General features: G+C 55.1%; 16 protein-coding genes. 6 read left to right on the top strand and 10 right to left on the bottom strand.

Annotated elements, in window-relative coordinates; all coding sequences use genetic code 11:
• Positions 1–390 precede the first annotated feature (390 nt).
• The 5 genes from VM163_04830 to VM163_04810 all read right to left on the bottom strand — a co-directional run bounded on the left by VM163_04830 (position 391) and on the right by VM163_04810 (position 6656).
• Positions 391–2046, bottom strand: coding sequence for a hypothetical protein (locus VM163_04830; protein HUT03196.1), 1656 nt, complete (start codon positions 2044–2046; stop codon positions 391–393).
• Between the two features lie 207 nt (positions 2047–2253).
• A complete protein-coding gene (locus VM163_04825) occupies positions 2254–2529 on the bottom strand; it encodes a hypothetical protein (GenBank protein HUT03195.1) in 276 nt (91 codons plus the stop codon).
• 525 nt (positions 2530–3054) lie between these two features.
• Positions 3055–4737, bottom strand: coding sequence for a glycosyltransferase family 39 protein (locus VM163_04820; GenBank protein HUT03194.1), 1683 nt, complete (start codon positions 4735–4737; stop codon positions 3055–3057).
• Positions 4724–6031 carry a glycosyltransferase gene (locus tag VM163_04815; GenBank protein HUT03193.1) on the bottom strand — a complete coding sequence of 436 codons (1308 nt, stop codon included), beginning with the start codon at positions 6029–6031 and terminating at the stop codon, positions 4724–4726. The genes VM163_04820 and VM163_04815 overlap by 14 nt, the downstream gene beginning before the upstream one ends.
• A gap of 253 nt (positions 6032–6284) precedes the next feature.
• On the bottom strand, positions 6285–6656 hold the full coding sequence (locus VM163_04810; GenBank protein HUT03192.1) for an STAS domain-containing protein: 372 nt from the start codon (positions 6654–6656) through the stop codon (positions 6285–6287).
• 147 nt (positions 6657–6803) lie between these two features.
• Between VM163_04810 and VM163_04805 the strand changes: the two genes are divergently transcribed.
• The 4 genes from VM163_04805 (at position 6804) to VM163_04790 (ending at position 11496) form a co-directional block, all read left to right on the top strand.
• Positions 6804–7106 carry a DUF3467 domain-containing protein gene (locus VM163_04805; protein HUT03191.1) on the top strand — a complete coding sequence of 101 codons (303 nt, stop codon included), beginning with the start codon at positions 6804–6806 and terminating at the stop codon, positions 7104–7106.
• Positions 7107–7281: 175 nt separating this feature from the next.
• A complete protein-coding gene (locus tag VM163_04800; protein ID HUT03190.1) occupies positions 7282–8457 on the top strand; it encodes a hypothetical protein in 1176 nt (391 codons plus the stop codon).
• Positions 8458–8463: 6 nt separating this feature from the next.
• Entirely contained in the window at positions 8464–9669 is a 1206-nt protein-coding gene (locus VM163_04795; GenBank protein ID HUT03189.1) for a glycosyltransferase, read from the top strand.
• Between the two features lie 12 nt (positions 9670–9681).
• Complete coding sequence (locus VM163_04790; protein ID HUT03188.1) at positions 9682–11496, top strand: helicase-associated domain-containing protein; 1815 nt, start codon at positions 9682–9684, stop codon at positions 11494–11496.
• A 134-nt stretch (positions 11497–11630) separates the two neighbouring features.
• Here VM163_04790 and dnaB read toward each other — a convergent pair whose 3' ends face one another.
• From dnaB to VM163_04775, 3 genes are all read right to left on the bottom strand, one after another.
• Complete coding sequence (dnaB, locus tag VM163_04785; GenBank protein ID HUT03187.1) at positions 11631–13064, bottom strand: replicative DNA helicase; 1434 nt, start codon at positions 13062–13064, stop codon at positions 11631–11633.
• A gap of 23 nt (positions 13065–13087) precedes the next feature.
• Positions 13088–14002 carry a pentapeptide repeat-containing protein gene (locus tag VM163_04780; protein ID HUT03186.1) on the bottom strand — a complete coding sequence of 305 codons (915 nt, stop codon included), beginning with the start codon at positions 14000–14002 and terminating at the stop codon, positions 13088–13090.
• A gap of 493 nt (positions 14003–14495) precedes the next feature.
• Positions 14496–14738 carry an Lrp/AsnC ligand binding domain-containing protein gene (locus VM163_04775; GenBank protein HUT03185.1) on the bottom strand — a complete coding sequence of 81 codons (243 nt, stop codon included), beginning with the start codon at positions 14736–14738 and terminating at the stop codon, positions 14496–14498.
• Positions 14739–15061: 323 nt separating this feature from the next.
• Between VM163_04775 and VM163_04770 the strand changes: the two genes are divergently transcribed.
• Positions 15062–16447 carry a class II fructose-bisphosphate aldolase gene (locus tag VM163_04770; protein HUT03184.1) on the top strand — a complete coding sequence of 462 codons (1386 nt, stop codon included), beginning with the start codon at positions 15062–15064 and terminating at the stop codon, positions 16445–16447.
• Positions 16448–16458: 11 nt separating this feature from the next.
• Positions 16459–17412 carry a class 1 fructose-bisphosphatase gene (locus VM163_04765; protein HUT03183.1) on the top strand — a complete coding sequence of 318 codons (954 nt, stop codon included), beginning with the start codon at positions 16459–16461 and terminating at the stop codon, positions 17410–17412.
• Positions 17413–17501: 89 nt separating this feature from the next.
• Here VM163_04765 and VM163_04760 read toward each other — a convergent pair whose 3' ends face one another.
• Positions 17502–18728, bottom strand: a complete 1227-nt coding sequence (locus VM163_04760; protein ID HUT03182.1) for an O-antigen ligase family protein — start codon at positions 18726–18728, stop codon at positions 17502–17504.
• A gap of 47 nt (positions 18729–18775) precedes the next feature.
• Positions 18776–19853: glycosyltransferase family 4 protein (locus VM163_04755; protein HUT03181.1), on the bottom strand; the 1078-nt coding region annotated here is incomplete at its 5' end.

Genomic DNA, 19853 nt, shown 5'->3' with positions numbered 1-19853 from the left:
TCACGATATTGACCAGATATAAGCGAAATAAGTCCCGATATCCAAACACATACCAATTCTGCCCGACTTGGGGCAGAAAACCGCGATGCGTGCCCAATTCACCCCTTGAATAGGCAATCTGAAGAATCGGCTGACTACTGTGGCACAGAATCTGCTTTGAAATAATTAGACATCTCGTAAGGAATTGGTAAGAAGCAATAACAGGGAGGTGTGTAGATAAAGTTCGCCCCGATGAGCCCCATGTGGTTCAGTTTTAAGCCCTCGGCAGGCTAGCATGAGTCCTGCCCGACCCTATCCACCTGCGAGGGCAAAACTAGGTGTGGGGGATCGTTGCCCTAACGACCCCCGCACCTTATCTCGCCTCTCTGAAACAGTTATGTCTCAAGCTCCCTAATCCAACAATGCTGGTCTCTCTGCTTGGAGCCATTGCTTTGGGGAGAGGAAGACCAGCACCTCGTGAGGTCCTCTGGAGAGTCGCTTGATAAGGTGTGAGCGCGAGGTCACGTCGTCTATTATCCTCTTCGGTGTTTCATTCGTCAGGGCAAAAATGCCCATTCTCGCCGAAATACGTTCATCGACGATAAGCCAGCAGCCATGCAGAAGAGCGTCGAATGGGAAGTCTGGAACCGAGATAAGCCTGGGAAGATTAGTCATATGAACCCTCATATCTCGCACTTGTAGGCCACACAGGTATTCACGGAGGTCACTCGTCAGCCTCGACTGTTGGATTGCCATGCGCGCCTCAGCCACGCCGATTCGGAGATTGAGCGAGACAATACTATAGGCCGCGTAGCCAAGCAGCAGTACGCACAATAGTGCACCTGCGATACGCAACCGTCGTGCAAGTCTAGCTCTTAAGCCAAGGGTCTGTTCATGCAAGCCGCCGGCGATGCCTTTTGGCCTTTCGGCTCTCGACTTATGAGCTCGGACAATGGACCTACCTATCCTCGAGGCGAGCCTCGTCTGCCTCGCAACGCCAATACCCAAAAACAACGCCAAGCCCACGAATGATTCATCCGATTGGTGGATGTTCGTGTCGAGAACGGAGAGAGGGGGAATAAATAGAAGTGCGACCCAGACAAGCAAGCACCTCGCTTTAGCGGGCGCATTGATGAAGCAATACGCCAAGACGACAAGACATACGGCCAGTTTCGCCCGTTGCGTCGTGACTGTGTATCCGACAAAGGCATCTATGAGAAAAAACGCGACGACACATAAAAGGAGATAAACGTGCCGATTTCTGCTGCCCCAAGCCAGCGCGGCCAAGACAATGAGCGAGGCAGGCAGGTAGAATAGGAACTGATCACACAGAAAAAACTCCAGGTCCCCTGCAATCGGCATCAAATCAAACCTTGGGACGTGAAGTGGGAAACCCGGCTCGATCAGGTTTCTGATAACGAAGAATATCCCAATACCTGTAACAAACAGACCCGCAGCGAGCTTGATAACTCGCCTCTTGGGCACCAGAAGAGGTAGCAGAAGGGGGATCAAGAATGATGCTTCTTTCGACAGGAATGCGCCGATCAAGAGCGCAATCCCCAGCCAAGGAAGACTTTTGGGTGCGTGACGCGTTGACAAAGACTTCGCCCATCGCGCAATGTAGAACATCCCCGAGGCAACAAAGAACAGTTCCATCTGTAGGGAGGATGAGGACCGCAGCCAGGAGAGGCTGTAGATGGGGAAGTAAAAGAGCACCAGCAGCCCGGCTACAACACCAGCAATCCGTCCACCGAGAAGGTTTCCAAGCCGATAGACAAAGAATACCATCGTCGCAAAGATAAACATGATGCCGAGCTCGTATGGCGTGGGGAACGGTCCGAAAAGCGTGAACAAGATTACCCAGAACATCGAGGGAAGAGGTCGGTAATAAATCCAAGGGTTAAACGTCCAGAAAGGCGTGAAAAAGGTCTTGAGGCTGGACGCGTATTCCTGCGCTAGTCGCAAGTAGATATAGTCGTCGAACGAGAAATAGGTGAATAACCCAACCGAGGCAACAAGAAAAGCAATAAGGAATATGCAGAGCCCGGTTATGTCAAAATGTCGCAAGGAACAGATGACCTCATCCTTGTTCTCAGGAGCTGAACACCAGAGGAGAGGGGCTAAACTCTCAGCCTAAGACTGAACAGCTTTCTCGGAGGCAGAAGTGAATGCTAAAGTGAGGGTTTTGTCAAGTCAGAGCCGGTAAGCCATGCTCGCTAGAACAAGTAGGGCCGAGAAAACAGTGGCAAGAGGTATCGCGCGATGAACGCGAGTTTAGCTTGCCCGTCTGGCCAAGTGTCCAGACTCGACAGGCCGCGAAACCCATGAGAGGTAGGGATTCGACGCCTCTTCCTTCAGGCCAACGTCGAACTCATCCCGGGTTATCGGAACCACGGACTTGACAACGGTCAAGTTCTTCTTCTTGGCCCGCGGCAGGCCTGAAGCGGAAAACAGCGCGTGAGAAACACTTCTGGCATGCCAATACCTGACAGTCTCTACGCTCTTGCCAGCACCTACGTGCCCACATTCGACAACTACTTTGAAGTACATTTTCTTGCCACCTCCTTGACAGGTGTTTCCGCTTCGTTATAGAAAATCAGCACATCCCGTGCCAAACAGCCCAACTATTTAGCTTATCGGCGATTATTAGCCTAGCTTCGATCAGAAGCGGTTCTTGCACCCTCAGAAAATGGCCTTGACTCTCCCCCTTGCAGGAATTGGTCATATTACGATTATTATATCATGAGCGCCCCTAATGGATAGTTATATCTATGTTTCGCTAACTGTCCCATTTGGGACAGCGCTTTACCACCAATTGTCCCATTTGGGACAGTTTTCCCCGGCTGCAAAACCAGGACTCCCTTGCGAAAGTTGCAATATGCAACGTACACCCCGAAACGCGAACTGCCCAAGTAGAGCCTGCAATCTGGAACTACCTATAACTACGAACTACTTGGCGAGGTCGCGCTCAGAGAAGCTGATCTTTGTTGCTGGGCCTGTTGCTCCGCCTGGGTGTATGCAGCTCATGGGCGCCACTGATGCAGGGCGATTAGGGCCCTGTTCCCCCGTGTGGGGTCATCCTGCTCCGGTCTGTGGTGGGGGAAAAGCAGGCTTTAGGATGAATATCTCAACGGTGGGTCCAAAGAACGTGTCCGGGCCAACCTCAGGAGCCGCAAAGCCGCTATTAGGGAACCACCTAGCATCCGGCGGCCAGCCGCTGATAGTGTCAACCAAAACGCAGTAGTGCCGGATGAGGCCTAACATGCGGTCTGGCCAGTCGAGCCCGGAATACCGGCCAACCCCCCAGCGTTCGATCGTGAAGAAAACAGCTCCCTGTTCTAAGAACCACGCGGGGTCCGGCAGATTCTCCTGATTCTTCAGGCGCTCAAGAAACACCTCGCCGATCGAAAGGTCTCTCGCCCCCACGGTTCTGGGCGTCCAAAGCGAGTGCAGCGAGGCAACCCGGTAGCCTACGCCGCCGACCGGCTCCCCGTTTCGGATGAACCATTCTTGAACCCTCGCGAGAGAACAGGCCCGCGTCATCACATAGTCATTTAAGAGCGTGGCCCGGGCTGGGAGCAGAATGGCAAGCCCGGTCACGAGTGCGATCACTTTCGGCCGGAGGCTCTTAGTGCGGACAGATTCTGCCACCCGGGCGATGCCAACCCCGGCGAGGATGGCAACGGATGGGGTTAGCGGGAGCACATTCCTTGGGAACGCGGCCCTTGCGGAGGCAAAGAGCGCGAGATGAGGCACAACGAAGGCCAACGAGACCAGCAGATAGCGCCTTCCCAGCCGAGATGACGCGCAGGTTATGATGCCGAGGATGGCGAGCCCGGCCGCCACGTAGCCAACGTCGCCGAGAGCCGCACGAACGTGGAACATGACCCCGCGCGGGTTCTCGCAGCTCACGCCTGGGACTCCGAGGTTGCCCGCCTGGAAGTAGTGCATGGCTTCGGCTCGGACATGATCGACGAGGACGGGCAAGTCGATGATGCCGCCAATGTTGATAACTGCGAAGATAGCGAATCCGACTGCTGCTACCTGCGTTGCGCGGCCCATCCGATTGCCCTTTGGTCCAACGAGCACGGCGGAGACAATCGCTGGGATAATGACGAGGAAAGCGGTGTATTTGAACGACGCCGCGAAGGCCGCGAAAGCCGCTGCCCAGAAGCTTGAGCGAGGGCTTCGGCGAGAGAGACTCAGGAACGAGAACAGCAGGGCGAGTTGGACGAATAGGGTCAGCGAAACGTCTGGGGTGGCATAGTGGCTGTGCAGGACACTGATGAAGCCGAAAGTGGCGACCAGGCCCGCGGGTATGCCAGCGCCTCGTCGGACGTCCCTCGCGGTCTTTGCCACCACTAGAACGGTGAGCGCCCCTGCCAGGGCACTGGCGAACCTAGCGTACGGGAGGTAATCGGGAAGCCTCAGGTCAGTGAGCCGTCCCAACAGGCCATAGTGCTTGCCCACGGTGAAAGCCACCACCGCCGAGACATAGTGGCTGAACACAGCTAGCGCCGGATAGTAGTAGAATGTGGGGCAAGGCTCCCCCGAGAACAGCGCTTTTAGAACCGCCAGCCCAACGTTGCGCTCGTCATGGTGGATAACCGCGGGGAGAGCCCAGTTTATGCCAACCAGCCGAATGGCAAAGGCTACCGCAAACACGACTGCTAGACCCACAATGGGCTGGATGCTGTGCGGACGATGCGGACCTTCAAGAGCATCCGCATCGCGGTGGACGGGGTCAGGCATGCCCATTTGTCGCCGGACTCCGCCCGCTAGATTTGCTCCGGCCCAGTAAGGCCCTCTTTAAGTCGGCCATCATTCTCTCGACCAGGGCATCCCAGGACGAGGCGCGAGCCATCTGATAGCCTCGCTCAACTGCGTCCGCATCTGGCCTGCTGAGTAGATTCTCGACCGCGGCGATGAACTCATGCGGCGTCGAGGCTATCTTCACGACCCCAGAGTAGAACTTCACGACGTCCGGAATGGGTGTGGATACAACCGGAGTTCGGGATGCAAGATACTCCAGCACTTTGGTCGGGTGTATGTGCATCGTGAGCTCATTAAGAACGAACGGGAGCACTGCGACGTCAAACTGGGCAAGATAGGCTGGTAGCTCCGCGTAGGGGACGAGGCCGGGCATGACGATGTTGGGTTGGGACTGGACGAGCTCATTTTGAGACTTCGTCCCAAACCTGGGGCCTACCAGCAGGATCGTCCAGTCAGGATGCCTCATCGCTGCGGCAAGGAGCATGTCGAAGTCGAGCCGGTCGTCCACAGCGCCAAAGTAGCCAATCAGTGGGCCATTGACGCTTGAAAAGGCAGCTGGAACAGGCAGTTTCTGGGCCGCGGCGGCGCTGAAGTGCTCAAACTCGACGCCGCACGGCAGATACTTTATCTCCGGCGCAAGCTCCCTCTTTCGCTCGGCAAGCGTGTTAGTTCCGGCAAACACGACATCGGCGTCCCGCAAGAGTCTAGTCTCAAGCTCTTTCATGTCGCGCCTGGCAAAGCTGAAGGCCGAGTGCTCGTCCATGATGTCGTAAACCACGGCGGAATGCTCAAGCGAGTCCAGAAGATGGGCGAAACGAGGCGCGTAGAACCAAAGTGTGGGCGCGGCAGAAAAACCCATCGCACGGAGGCGATGGGCGATCGCCGACCTAGCGGTTCCGAGATTCGCTTTATACACCGCTGGGATTGCTCGCCCGAACGGGAGCAGAAGCGGCGACACGAGCCGAATCGATGATGCGCTTTCGGGCTCAACCTGCTGGGAGTTCTCTTTCCGCCTTGCGAGGTCAGAGGCGTATCTCGGCCAAAAATAGAGAATGGGATATGATTTGGCGAGGCGCACAGCTATCTGCTGCGGCCTCTGCCAGAGGCCAGTGAAAGGATGCGTGGAGATGAATACGATGGCCGTTCTGGATTCGGCGGTCCCCTTCAACGCACAGCGGCGGCGGCAGAGCAATCTTACCCATGCTGCGTAGGCCAAGGCAGCGAGCGAGAAAACGAGGAGGCGGAGTAAGAACCAGGCCTTTGCGGCGATCGATTTCATGGCAGGATGATCTTGGCACGCCGGACTTGCTCAGGCAAGCAAATATGACTATTCCAATAATCAGATTGGAGCGGGGAACGTTGCGGCTGCCTCGCGGATAGAGGGCAAAAGCTCCTGCCCGAAGGGCAGACCATGGGTAGCCGCAGGCGTAGCCTGACGGTGCAGAGCGAGGAGGCAACAGTTCTAGAATGCTTCTTTCAACGTGCTTGCCTTGACCGTAGGCATGTGTCAGGAGGCGCCGGGGGACAGCACGTCAAGGAGTGCTCCACCCTGCGGGAATCGAGCTGTCGATCCGGCGAAGCGCTTCCTTCTCACTAGGTAGAATGACGAGGTGCTTTTTGAGGCCATAAACACTGAGAACTTCAGCGGCCTCGTGCTGAGGGAGCGTCAGAATGAGCTGCCCGTCGCAAAGGGCGACGTCATGGCGAATTGTCTCGAGCAGCATCAAGCCATCTGGCGTCATGTTGGTGATGCCCGAGAGGTTTAAGACTACACTCCTAAATCCTGTGTCTATCGCCTCTTGCACCTTACTATGAAGTTGGGTGGCCCCTCTTTCATCGAGTGCTCCTGTGGCGCGCAACACTGCCGCTGGACCTTCAGCACAAAGCTCCACCACCATACTCATTACTTGTGTCGTACCTCCTGAATCTATCATCGGATATAGTTCGCTTTGTTTTTAGCGGTTTGACGATCGGTTGGTTGGTATGTAACCTCTTGTCGGACGCTCAAAGGCGACGTCACGATAATGTTTTCGGATCGGAGGTGACAGGATTTGGAAGCCAAGCCAAAACAAATGCAGTTCAAGGTAAGAATTGACGATGAGGCCTCCAGAGGCAAATACGCCAACTTCGTCAATGTGTGGCACAGCAACTACGAGTTCGTGATCGACCTTGGCCAGGTAATGCCGGGCCGCAACGAGATCAGGGTATTCGACAGGATCATCACGAACCCACTGCGGGCGAAGCTGTTCTGGAAGGCACTGGAGATGAACATCCAAAAGTATGAGGAGACTTTCGGCACTATCGACATCGAGCGACACCCCTTGCCGGAGGGCCAGGACATCAAGATGCACTAGGGCTGATACGGTATTGCGAGTGTTCGGTAATTGGCAGCGTGGGTCTCAGTTGTTTGGGTGTAGGTTTGGAGATATGCATTTAGCAAGATACAGAGGGTTATTGTGGTGTTTTTAACGGCTTCTGTCCGGCGTGAGGGGGCGGACCGCTATTGAGTTTGATTAAGGACTGTGTTGTATGATCTCTGAACCTCAGCCGTCTGTTGTCTTGGGGGACGGTGTGCGTTTCCCGTTCTCGCGAGGTGTCTTGACGAAATCCCTGACCGCTTCAGGGCTCCCGCTGGAGGAGGCGTATAGCTTTGCTTGCGACATTCAAAAGGAGGTGGCAGGCCGCGAAGGTGCGCAGTGCATGAAAGAGGAGCTGATCGCCATGGTGCTTTTGCGGCTCCGAGAGAGTTTTGGGGAGGAGATTGCAAAGGAGTATTCACGGCTGCGAGGCGGTTCTCGTCATCTAGTGGTAGAGGGCACTGGGACGTCGATGCCGTTTTCCAAGGGTCTCTTGACATTCTCGATACAGGCATCTGGTGTAGCGGCTGAGACGGCTTTTGAGATAGCAAGGCTCGTGGAGTCTGGCTTTAAGGCAGAGAGAAAGACGCTCGTGACCCGAGATAAGATCAGGGAGAGAACAGCGCACTTCCTCTCGACTACTTCGGGCGAGAAGTTTGCGCGCTACTACTTGATGTGGCGCCACCTCAAGGACGAGGCGACTCCGGTCATCGTGCTCATCGGCGGCGGGACTGGGACAGGCAAATCGACAATGGCGGGGGAGCTGGGTCGCTTCCTGGGGTTTAGGCGGGCGAGCTCGACGGACTCGATACGGCACATAATGGGGACGCTTTTCTCCGACCAGTTCGTGCCCTCAATACATGAGTCATCCTACACGGCCTACAAGTCGCTCTCTACGCCGCTTCCGGCCTCAGTCGATCCGGTAGTATTTGCCTTTCAGGAGCAAGCTGTTAAGATATGCGTCGGCGTGCGTGCCATGATCGAACGGGCAGTCCGGGAGGGCGTGAGCACGGTCATCGACGGCGTCCACCTCGTTCCGGGCTGCCTGAAGATCGGTCAATTCGACCGCTCAGCCATCGTTAGTTGGATAATGTGCAAGGTCTCGGACGAGGCCTCTCACAGAGCTAGGTTCTCCTCGCGGGAGGCCGGGGCCAAAAACAGGCTTGCGCGGCGTTATCTGGAGAACTTTGATTCAATCCGCAGGATACAGAATTACGTCCTCTCGCTGGCGGAGAAAAACGGGATAAGAACAGTGGAAAATGATAACTTCGACAAGGCGGTCAAAGAGGCAATTGCGGTTGTCAGCGATGACGTCATGAGACAATGCGGTTTTGAGGCCAAGAGGTAGTAGCTGGTGCGGATAGCGTTTCTTGTTCAGCGGTTTGGTTTGGATGTAAACGGGGGAGCGGAGCTTCATTGCAGGCTCCTCGCCGAACACCTCGCATCGGACTTTGAGGTGGAGGTCTTATCTTCCTGCGCGCTCGATTACGTCTCCTGGCGAGACCACTACACGCCGGGCGAGGAGAGGATCAACGGCGTGCTGGTCCGCCGCTTCAGGAGCAAGCAACTTCGCGACGAGCGAAGGTTCGGGCTGATCTCGCAGGAGGTTTTCAGTGGCCCGGCCTCGATGGAGAAACAACGCCTCTGGCTGCGCGAGCAGGGCCCATTCACTTCAGACCTAATCGACTTTCTGCAAAAAAACATCGACAGCTATGACATCTTAATCCCCTTTAGTTTCCGTTACTACCACTCCTTTGAATGTGTGAGGCTCTTCGGCGACAAGTCGATCCTTGTCCCCACGGCAGAGCCCGACCCGGCGGTCGAGCTGCCCATCTTCCACAGCACGTTCCAAGACCCCAGTGTGATACTCTACAACTCGCCCGAGAGCAGAGCCCTTATCCAGAACGCTCATCACAACTACTCTGTGCCCAATATCATAACGGGCGTCGGCATAGAGGAGAAGAAAGCCGGCGACATTAACGAGACGCTCGCCAGGTATTCGCTTGCGTCCCAGCCATATATTATCTACATCGGGCGAATCGACAAGAACAAGGGGTGCGAGCAGCTGTTTGACTACTTCATTGATTACATAGCGGCGGACAACGCGCCAAAGCCGCATCTTGTGTTGTTGGGTAACAACGTTATCGACGTGCCGGACCACCCGATGATCAGACATCTGGGCTTCGTCTCTCTCGAGGACAAGCTTGCCCTCCTGAAAGGCGCAAAACTGCTTGTTATGCCGTCCTTTCTGGAAAGTCTCTCGATGGTCCTGCTCGAGGCGTGGGCCAACAGGAAAGCTGTATTGGTCAACGGCCAATCGGACGTTCTGAGGGGACAATGCATCCGCAGCAACGGGGGTCTTTACTACCGCTCGAAGGGCGAATTCATAATCGCCTTAAGGGAGCTTCTGACGAACGACTTCCTTCGCTCACGTCTCGGCAGCCTCGGCAACAGATACTTCCGTATCAACTACAACTGGGGCGTCATAAAACGGAAGTACGAGCAGGCCTTTGAGATCGCCGTTCGCGGCCGGAATAACAGGACGGCCCGTTCGGCCTAAGAAGACGCAGCAATGGCGCTAACAAAAGGCCTATCAGTCCCCACAGGTCGCGACGCTGGCGACTCAGAGCTTCATATGGGGGACAGGCTGCTCGACGACCTGTTTGTCCTCCTTGCAGAGGTTGATTCGGCAGACCTGCAGGTTCTAAAACGAGGCGGCATCGCCAAATCCGGCATAAATCGCATCCTCGCCGTCATCAACGGCTCACCTATCGCCCCCCCCTCTTTCCCGCGGCTCAAGCAAGACCGGTTGGTCAGGTTCGTGCTGCACCTGCTCTTCGAGCTGGAGCTGCTCGTCGTTCGGCCCCACGAGACCGTCGCTGGCCTTTCGGATGATTGTGAGAATTGGCTGTCGGCTCCGCTTGAGGCGCAACAACAGAGGCTTTTCACCGCGTATCTTGGCTCGTCGTGGGACGAGCTATACCAGATTCCGAGCCTCCGCGTCGATGTCTCTGGCCGCCGAAATCCGCCGAGGGAGTGCAGACGAGCTGTGCTTTCTGAACTGGCGAGGCTGCCCGAGGGCGAGTGGCAGGAGTTTGGGACGTTTTCCATGCAGATGTCCGAAACACTGCCCGGCTTCCTTCGTCCCCAATCCGACCCCTATAACTGGAGGATAACCATACTCGAGGCCGGCAAGGGCCATCGTTTTCACAGCGAGGCCGGCGAGAGAAGTTTCTGGTTTAATCTCGAGGGCCATCTCCTCGCCAACTACATTTATGACCCGCTGTATTGGCTCGGGGCTGTCAAGTTAAGGCTCTCAAAAAAACAGCAGCTCACGCACTTCGCCATCTCTGAGCTTGGCAAAAGGCTGCTTAATGAAGACCTCGGGAGCAAGCCCGGCAAGCCACAGGAGCATTTCGTCCTGCAACCAGACTTCGAGATAACAGCGAACAGGGAGTTTGACCGCTCGGCCCTGCTCTTCCTCAACCGGTTCTCCAATCGCGGCGAGACTGACGCTGTCTTCAAGTTCCAGCTCAGCAAACACTCCATTGCGAGAGCCCTTCAGCGTGGCATTGACGGCAAGTCAATCATCTCGTTTCTCAAGCGCCATTCACTCGCTGGGGTCCCTCAGAACGTTGAGTTCTCGATAAGGGAGTGGGCGGCGAGGTTTGGCAATATCAGGATAAAAGGCGCTGTTTTGCTCGATACAGCCGATGAGTTTCTGATGACCGAGATTCTTGGTCTGCACAAGATAGCGACTTGCATACAGAAGCAGATCGGGGAAAGAACCGCACTCATTGACGGCACGCAGGCAAATGCTCTTTACAAGCTGCTCAAGCGCGAGGGCTACTTGCCCGAGATCGACGAAGAACTTGTAGAATCGAGTCCCGAGCTTCAGACATACTCGCTCTCTCAGCAGCAGAGCACTGCTGTTTTCGCAAGCGCGCTTGCGCTGTCCCGGATTCTGAGGTCGGTCGAGCACGAGCTGCCGGCGCTCAAGAGGCTCTGTATTGATGAGGAGCTCCTGTCTGCGAAGCTTCCATTCCTAATGGAGCTGCAGGTCAGATTTCTTGCTGGCGAGCTTTCAGACCTTGTCATTCAACGAGAGCCAATATCTAGGAGACTGAGCGATGACAAGAAGGCCAAGCTCTCGAACAGACCTCGCAAGGGGATCATCGACACTCTGAACATGGCCATGACGCTTGCCAAGCCAGTTGTAGTAGAATATATCTCGCCGATCACGCAGGCTGTTCAGTACAAAAAAGTAACGGTCTCCGAGGTAATCCAGACGCAGAACGGGGGCTACATCAGGGCAATAGACCAAACAACAGGCGACGAGACAGTCATCTCGATCCTTGCGATCAGGAGCGCCTCGTCCCCTCAATAGCAACCGTTAAGCGATTTGGAGCTGCACAAGGCTTGCCCGCGGGCAGTGCGAGCCGTGCGGTTTTACAGCGCGTCTTTGTGCCACGGGGCTATGCTGTCGTACACACCACGCCAGTCCAGGGAGACGTCGATGCCCTATTCCAGACCCTCAAGTTCATCGTCCTGATCGACCCATGTGGGCATAGTCGAATCGTCCACAGGGCCGCCCCACGGGGGGGGCGCTTCGTTGGAGATGTTTTTGAAACAAGCATACTTGCTTTGAAAGAGCAATTTGACGGCGCCGATCGGGCCGTTCCGCTGCTTTGCCACGATTACGTCTATCTCCACCGCATCGGGCCTTTTATAGGTTTTGTCCTTTTGGTGGGCGGCCCGGGTCGGATCGTGAAGGAAGATCACCACATCCGCGTCCTGCTCGAGCGAGCCCGATTCACGCAGGTCCGCCAACTGGGGGATGGCGCTCTCCCGCCGCCGGGTTACCTCACGACTGAGCTGTGAGAACGCAACTACAGCCACACCCAGCTCCCGAGCCATCGACTTCAGCGATCTGGATATGGCCGTTACTTCCTGCTGACGATTGTCCGTTCGCCTGTGATAGTGCATCAACTGAATGTAGTCAATCATGACGATCCCGAGGTCAAACTCAGTCTTCAGCATCTTCGCTCTTGAGCGCATCTGAAGAGGGGACAAGGTTGCTGAATCGTCAATGAAAATCGGCAGCTTGCTGAGCTCCTCGCCAGCATGACGGAGCAGGTCTCGCTCAGAGAGAGAGAGCTTGGCGCTCCTGATCTTGGAGAGGGAGACACCGGCCAAGAAGGAGAGAAAGCGGTTCGTAACATCCTCCTTGGACATCTCGATACTGAAGATCAGGACCGGAACTCCCTCCTTTTTGGCCGCGTTGTAGGCAACGTTCAAACAAAGCGAGGTCTTCCCCACACTTGGCCTCGCCCCGACGATTATCTGATCACCCCGGTGCAGGCCAAGTACGAGCTTGTCCAACTGTCTAAAGCCGGTCGGCACGCCGGGGACCTTTTTCTCGCCAGTCGCGAGCTTCTCTATCATCTCGAGATTGTCCCTGACTTGTTCCGCCACGGGCACAATACTGGCCCGAGTGCGCGTCTGCGCGACATCTGAGAGCGCTCTCTCGGCCTCCTCTATGACCTGGATTGCGTCCTCAGCACCCTCGTAGCATTTGTCAACGACGCGACTGCAAGCGGATATCAGCGAGCGAAGAAGGAACTTGTCATGGACGATGTTCGCATAGTGCTTCACGTTGGTCACATAGGAGACATCCGCAACCAGACCCGAGATATAAGCCATCCCGCCAACCTTCTCCACCATTTGCCGCCTCGTTAGCTCCTCCCTCAGCGTAACGAGGTCAACAGGCAAATCTCGTTCATAAAGCTCGAGCATCGCCGAGAATATGTGTCTGTGGGCCGCAAAATCGAAGCTCCGCTCCGTTACTATCTCACCAACAACGGGTATCAGACTGTTGTCGATGATGAGCCCGCCTAGGACGAGCCGTTCGGCCTCTCGATCATGAGGCGGGACCCTTCCTTGAACCTCTGCCATAAGACCGCTCTGCTAGGACATGCTTAAGTAAGGTTGCCGGCGTTTTTAAGGTCGCCCCTTGATTTGTCGAGATTCCGGACCAACCGGAAGTCAACGCCAGAGCAATCAACATTCCTGAAAGTCGCGGAAAGGAAATCCGCTCCATCCAGCTTTGCACCTGTGAGATTGACATCCCTGAAATACGACGCCTTTAGACTGGCGCCCGATAGGTTCACCCGTGACATTTGGCTTGCGCGAATCTTGGCTACCTCCAACGTGGCTTTGCTCAAATCCGCCTCGGAGAGGTCAACATCCTTCAGATTGCTGGCAGAAAGCGTCGCCTCACAAAGCAGCGCTTTCACAAGCTTGGTCGAGATGATCTTGGCCTGCCTCAGGTTGGCGCCATCAAGGCGGGTCATCATCATCTCGCAGTGGACAATCTCCGCCCCCCCAAAATCAGCCCCCTTAAGGTTTGAATGATCAAACATCCCATTCTCTATGTGGCAAAGCGAGAAATCGGCTCCAATCGCCTGAACCCGCTCCAAAACCGGCTCAGTAAAATCGGAAAGCGTTAGGTCCGCCCCGTCGAGCAACGCCTCCCCCAGATCACAACTGACGAACTCGCAATCCTCCGCCCTAGTCTTTCTCAGATCGCAACGCTTGAAAATGGAACTCTTCACACGCGCTCGCGACAAGTCCGCCTTGCGGAGCACAGCGCCCGTGAAATCCGCCTTCTTCATGAAGGCCTCTTGCATGTTTGCCCGTGAAAGGTCCGCGCCCTCAAAATTGCAGTAGGAGAGGTCCGCATTTCTCAGAATCGCGCCCTGAAGATTGGCATTCGAGAAGTCTGTGCCTGAAAGGTCGCATTCATCCAAATCAACCTGAGAAAGGTCAGCCCCCTTGAAGCTTCTCCCTTCCTTGACACCTTGCTCAACCTGGGCACGAGTGAACGTGCTCATCCTCTGCACCTCCAATAGCCATCAACTAGGGAAATACCACACACAACTCATACAACACACTATCCCAAAACGCGGAACTTGAAAAGTGCCCATTCAGAATCTACAGCTTCTACGAAACGCACCCAAAAATCGCATCTGCAACTGAATGCCATTCCTGTAGCCCAAACGAGCCTAACCCAGCATACTCAATAGCGCACGGAGAATACATGCGATGCCGCAAGCCCCCTTGCACCAAGAACTTCTCCGGCCTCGAAAGCAATACAGATGTTGAGTGATCCGTGTATCAGCAACAACATCTAGAAGAGCTAACTGCCCAATCTGTCACCCCAAGAGACAGCAGGCCAAGAACATATCCAACCTATAACCTGCTTGGGCTGGAACGAAGCCTCAAAGAAACTCCGCACACCACGCCCGACGTCTTTATGCTACACCAATGCATTCCCTCACAACAATGAGAGCAATCCTGTGAGAGCCCTCGCACAAGAGAGCTATCCTAATCTCCCCGAAGAGCCATGCACGTCATCGTATGCGTAACGCCCTTTGTCTTTTGAACCTCCTGGACAACAAAATCCGCAAAGCTCTCAGAAGTCTCCGTCTCAGCCACGATCATCAGGTCATACATTCCAGCAACGAGGAAAACCGACGTAACCTCTGGACGCTTCTTCAGATAATTATAGACATTGAGCGCCTCGCCCGTTGCGACGTTGACCGCTATAAATCCCTTGTGCTTGTTCATTTATCATCACCTCCCTCCAAGTTCAGGTTATCGATTTGTAGTCTTCTGTCTGGTAGCAGAAAACACTTAGTCCTCAGGTATTCTCGTACAAGATCGAGATTATAGGATACGGCGAGTGAATGTCAACAGGGATAGCAGTCGAAGGAACAAGATTTGGCAAGCAAGTATCGCTTAACACAACAGGTGTCCAAATCGACTGATGTCTGCACAACTGTTGCGGCCCTTTCGCATGTGTTGACACAATCTACAATCTTTGTTTATGATGTGAAAAGACTACAATCCGTGTCGTTGGGAATCGAAAAATGAGGCGGGAGGTAACACCCATGGTCTATGAAGGTCTTGCTAATCTCAAGGATGGGCTGAGAAACATCATCGAAATAGAGGACGGCCTCAGAGTGTTTGACCCGGAGCGGCTCAGGGCCGAGCTGATTGACGAGCTTGCCAGCACCGCGGCGCTCGCAGAGAGTCAGGCCACGAGAGACGCTGCCAGATGGGTGATAATAGAGACCGCCAATCGGCTCGGTCTGTGGCTAGGCTCCGTTCAGGAACTTTATGAGGCGCGCGGCCGTGAGGAGTACTCGGGCGTAACCGTTCCCGCCGTCAACATTCGCAGCATGACCTATGATGTTGCGCGAGCTATATTCCGCGCCAGGAAGAAGCTCAAAGTTGGGGCGATGATTTTCGAGATAGCGAAGTCGGAGATGGGCTATACGCATCAGCGTCCGATGGAATACACGGCCGTTATCGCCGCTGCGGGCATCAAGGAGGGTTTCACGGGGCCACTGTTTGTGCAAGGCGACCACTTCCAGGTCAAAGCGAAGGCCTATCGAGCCCATCCAGAGCGAGAGGTTCAATTGATCAAGGACCTTATCGACGAGGCGATCGCTGGCGGCTTCTTCAATATCGATCTAGATACATCGACTCTCGTTGATCTGTCCAAAGAGACGGTTTTCGAGCAGCAGCGAGACAACTTCACTCTCGCCGCCGAGTTGTGTGCCTATGTTCGCAGCAAGGAGCCGGAGGGCGTAACGATCTCTCTTGGCGGGGAGATTGGCGAGGTAGGCGGCAAGAACAGCACTCCGGATGAGCTTTCCGCCTACATGGAGGGTTTTCAGGACGAGCTGGCCAAAAGAGGGAACGACCTTATAGGGATTAGTAAGATCGCGATCCAGACTGGGACAACGCACGGCGGAGTCCCGCTTCCCGATGGAAACGTCGCAGACGTGGCCCTTGATTTTGACACGCTGGAGAACCTCTCCACAATAGCAAGGGAGAGCTATGGCCTGGCGGGAGCGGTTCAACACGGCGCCTCGACGCTGCCGGACGAGCTGTTCCACAAGTTCCGGGAGGTGGAGGCGGCAGAGATTCACCTCGCGACAGGTTTTCAAAACGTTATCTACGACCATGCCGCATTCCCGAGCGAGTTGAGAAACAAGATATATGCATGGATACATGAGAAGCTGACGAACGAGCGGAAGGCCGACCAGACCGACGAGCAGTTCATCTACAAGACGCGTAAGAAAGGATTTGGGCCATTCAAGAAAGAAATATGGAGCATAGACAAGTCGGCGAGAGATGCGATTTGTGAGGAGCTGCAGGCACGCTTCGAGTTTCTGTTCGAGAAGCTGGGCGCTATGAATACTCAACAGCTCGCCTCGATCGAGGTCAGGAGAGTTGACGTGCCGCTCGCGAGACCTGAGAGCACATAGAGGAGCGAAACATGCCACTCACCAAAGAAGCAAAGACTCTACGCTCGTTTCTGTTCGAGCTGGGGATCGAGGGAACCCTCAGGGGATTGATATGTGAGCTCGCTGAGGCGTCCAAGTACATCAAGTATGCAATCGACACCAGCGCCTTGGGTCAGGCGGGCACCACAAATGTCTATGGCGAACAACAGTTGGCGCTTGACGTTCTGGCTGACGAGCTAATGAGCACGCGTATGAGCACCTGTGGGCTGGTTGTGAACATGGCTTCGGAGGAGCAGCAAAATATCTTCTCCGCGTATCTGAGCAAACCAGGCAAGTACTCAGTCTGCTTCGATCCACTCGACGGGTCCTCGCTCGTGGATGTCAACCTAGCTGTCGGAACAATTGTCTCCATATTCCCCGGCGAGGAGCTCGTCCGTCCGGGCTCCGACCAGATCGCCGCATTGTTCGTTCTCTACGGCCCGCGGACGACCATGGTGATCGGCCTGCCAGATGGCGTGCACGAGTTTACACTCAACCAGGTAGGTTCCTACATACTCACGCGGGAGAATGTGAGAATGAAAGAATCGGGCAAGATATATAGCCCTGGTGGCAGCGCGAGGAAGTGCTCGCTCAGCCATACAGCCTTCATCGATGCACTATTGGATAAGGGCTACAAGCTCCGTTACAGCGGTGGAATGGTCCCAGACGTCAATCATGTGCTCATGAAGGGCGGCGGCCTGTTCACGTATCCGGGGCTGGATGGCGCTCCAAAGGGCAAATTGCGACTCATGTTCGAGGCCAATCCCATGGCGTTCATTATCGAGGCGGCGGGGGGCGCAGCCAGCAATGGCCAGAAGCGGATACTCGATGTCGAGCCGGAGAGCATCCAGGATAGGTGCCCAGTTTACATGGGCAGCAAGACCGAGGTGGCTCTAGCAGAGAAAATGCTCAAGGAGTCAGGGCCGAAACCCAATTCCCAAAAATAGAGGCGGTCCGCCGCTTAGCGACGTTTCATCCTAGATCCGGAGGCCGGCGGGATTAACAGGTGTGTCTCGATGTTCTCTTGTCCTGGGGATCAACTCGCGGTGCCCTTCAGGGACGCAGGCTCGGCAACGGGGTCTCGGGAAGCTATTCGACGCAGACTGAAAACAATGCCCACAAAAAGCCAGTAAACGAGTATCAGCCTGTCCCTGTAGAAGTAGTTGGCCATCCCGTTGAAGGTAACGCCAATCAAACCGATTAGTATTCCCGCGGCAAGCGCCCGGGCAAACGTGCTCGGCCGGAGCTGGCGCCGAACGAGCCTAAACGTCGAAACGAAGATCAAGATGTGCAGCCAGAGAAACACCGCAAGACCTAGCGGCCCCATTTCCAGAGCGATCTCGAGCAAGATGTTGTGAGCCGATGAGTGGTCCTGCGTCGCGCCTTCCTCCACATAGGCCGATCTGTAAAGCAGATTAAATGTCTTGCCATATCCAATCCCGACAACGGGATGGTCCTTGATCATCCTCATCGCGCTTTGCCATAGGAACCTCCTCTCGCCCAAGACCGTGTTCGCATCCATTCCTTTGGAGAAGCTCTCGGCCACCTTCATGAAGCGAAGATGTTTGCTTTGAAAGGGGACGATGGCGATCGACGTGGCAACAACCACGGCAAGCATAAGCCACAACCATTTCCTCCGAGGCCCGAAGACAACGAGAAAACCCAGCAGGAGCCCCAGCGTGGCGCCTCGTGAGGCCGTAAGAACAAGGCAGAAGGAACCCAGACCAAAGGCGGCATACAAGACCATCTGGAGAGCCTTGCGCGAGCGATAGTGCGCCCCGAGCAGCACGCTGATTGCCACAACAAACACTAGATAGTTTGCAAGACGCGTTGGATGGTAGAACGTGGAGTGAACGCGCCCGTCAATCAATTCCTCTTTAGAGAAAAACGTAAATATGCCGTATAGAGAGACCGGCACCGAGCCGGCCAGGAATGCAAAGGCCAGCAATTTGACCCTTTCGATGCTGTTGACCGCATAGACCACGAGATAATAGACTAAGAGGAACTGTATTAACGTCCGATGAATAGACTTCAGTGATATTAGCGGGTCGATACTGAACACAGTGCTGAGGACTGCCATCACGACAAGTGCAAGGATGGGCAGGTCAAGTGGTGTGGATATTCTCGTGGTTGTTCGGCGAGCGAGAGCCAAAAGGACAACCAGCCCCAGCGCGCCATAAAGCGCGGTGTTCAGTACCTGTGCAGTCTGCTTCTCAAAAGGCAAGAGAATCACCAACACCACCAGGAAAAAGTCAAGCAGCATCTCCGCCCGCTGATACAGGCTTGATGTCCGGCGCAGTGCCACGTCCCCTATTTCCCCTGCTTTTTCGTGGCTTCAAGAACCCTCCGCGCACAGTTGAGCCAGGAGAGCTTGCCGGCCCAGCGTTCGTGGGCCGTCTTGGCCAGACGGTCTCTTAGTGCAGAGTCGTCGAGCATGACTGCTATTTTGCTGGCGAGGTCCTTTTCATCCCCGGGCCTGGCAAGAAGACCATCCACGTTGTCGCGGATGGTCTTGGCTATCTGAGGCAAGTCAGACGCGACTATGGGCTTGCGCATGGCCACATACTCCCGAATCTTCATTGGCGAAACATAGAAGTTGGCCGACGGAGCATAGGGCGCAACGCATACGTCAGACGCGGCAATACAGCTCGGAACCTCAGTGGACGGCACCGGACCAACGAGTAGGAACTTATCCAAAAGCCCCCAATCCTGCGCTATCTGCCTATACGTCGGGAAGTTATTCCCACCACCCACGACAAGGAAGCGCACGTCATCACGCGCCGACAGCAGGATCGAGGCAGCACGAAGGAGCAAATCAACGCCCTGCCAGCCCCTTAAACTGCCCGTGAACCCAACAACGAGTTTGCCGTTAAGCCCATACTGCCTCCTTACCTCCTCCCCAGAAACCCTGGTATTGAAGACATCCTCGTTCACGCCGTTCTCGACGAGCAAGACGCGCCCGCCCGGAGTAATCGTCCTCAACATCGAGCAAATACTGTCCGACACGCCGATCAGAAGGTCAGCCTTCTTGAATGTCCGACTCTGGAATAAGTTGGCCAGTCGCGGAAAATGAAGGATCCGCCGCATCTCTTCGAGCAGAGGCGCGTTGACTTCAAGCATATGAGTTATGCGCCTCGTCGAGGCAACATCTGCTGCCGCCGACGCATACAAATCATATCGCTCATAGATGATGTCTGGTTTGAATTGCTTAATCAGTTCCCTCAGGCGCCTCAAGAAGCGCCTATTCGTAAGCAATTTTCTAAGGTCGTAACCTAGTTTCTTCGATCTGACCGGCGAGACGAGCTCATACTCTATGTCGAAACGTGGGTCCTTCTGCCCTTGACAGTTGGCCACGAGCAGCTTCACAACGCAGCCCAGCGATTTGAAG

This window comes from bacterium, assembly GCA_035527515.1.
Lineage (GTDB): Bacteria > B130-G9 > B130-G9 > B130-G9 > B130-G9 > B130-G9.
The sequence above is the reverse complement of the archived record's forward strand: the minus strand, read 5'-3'. Positions and strand labels throughout refer to the sequence as shown.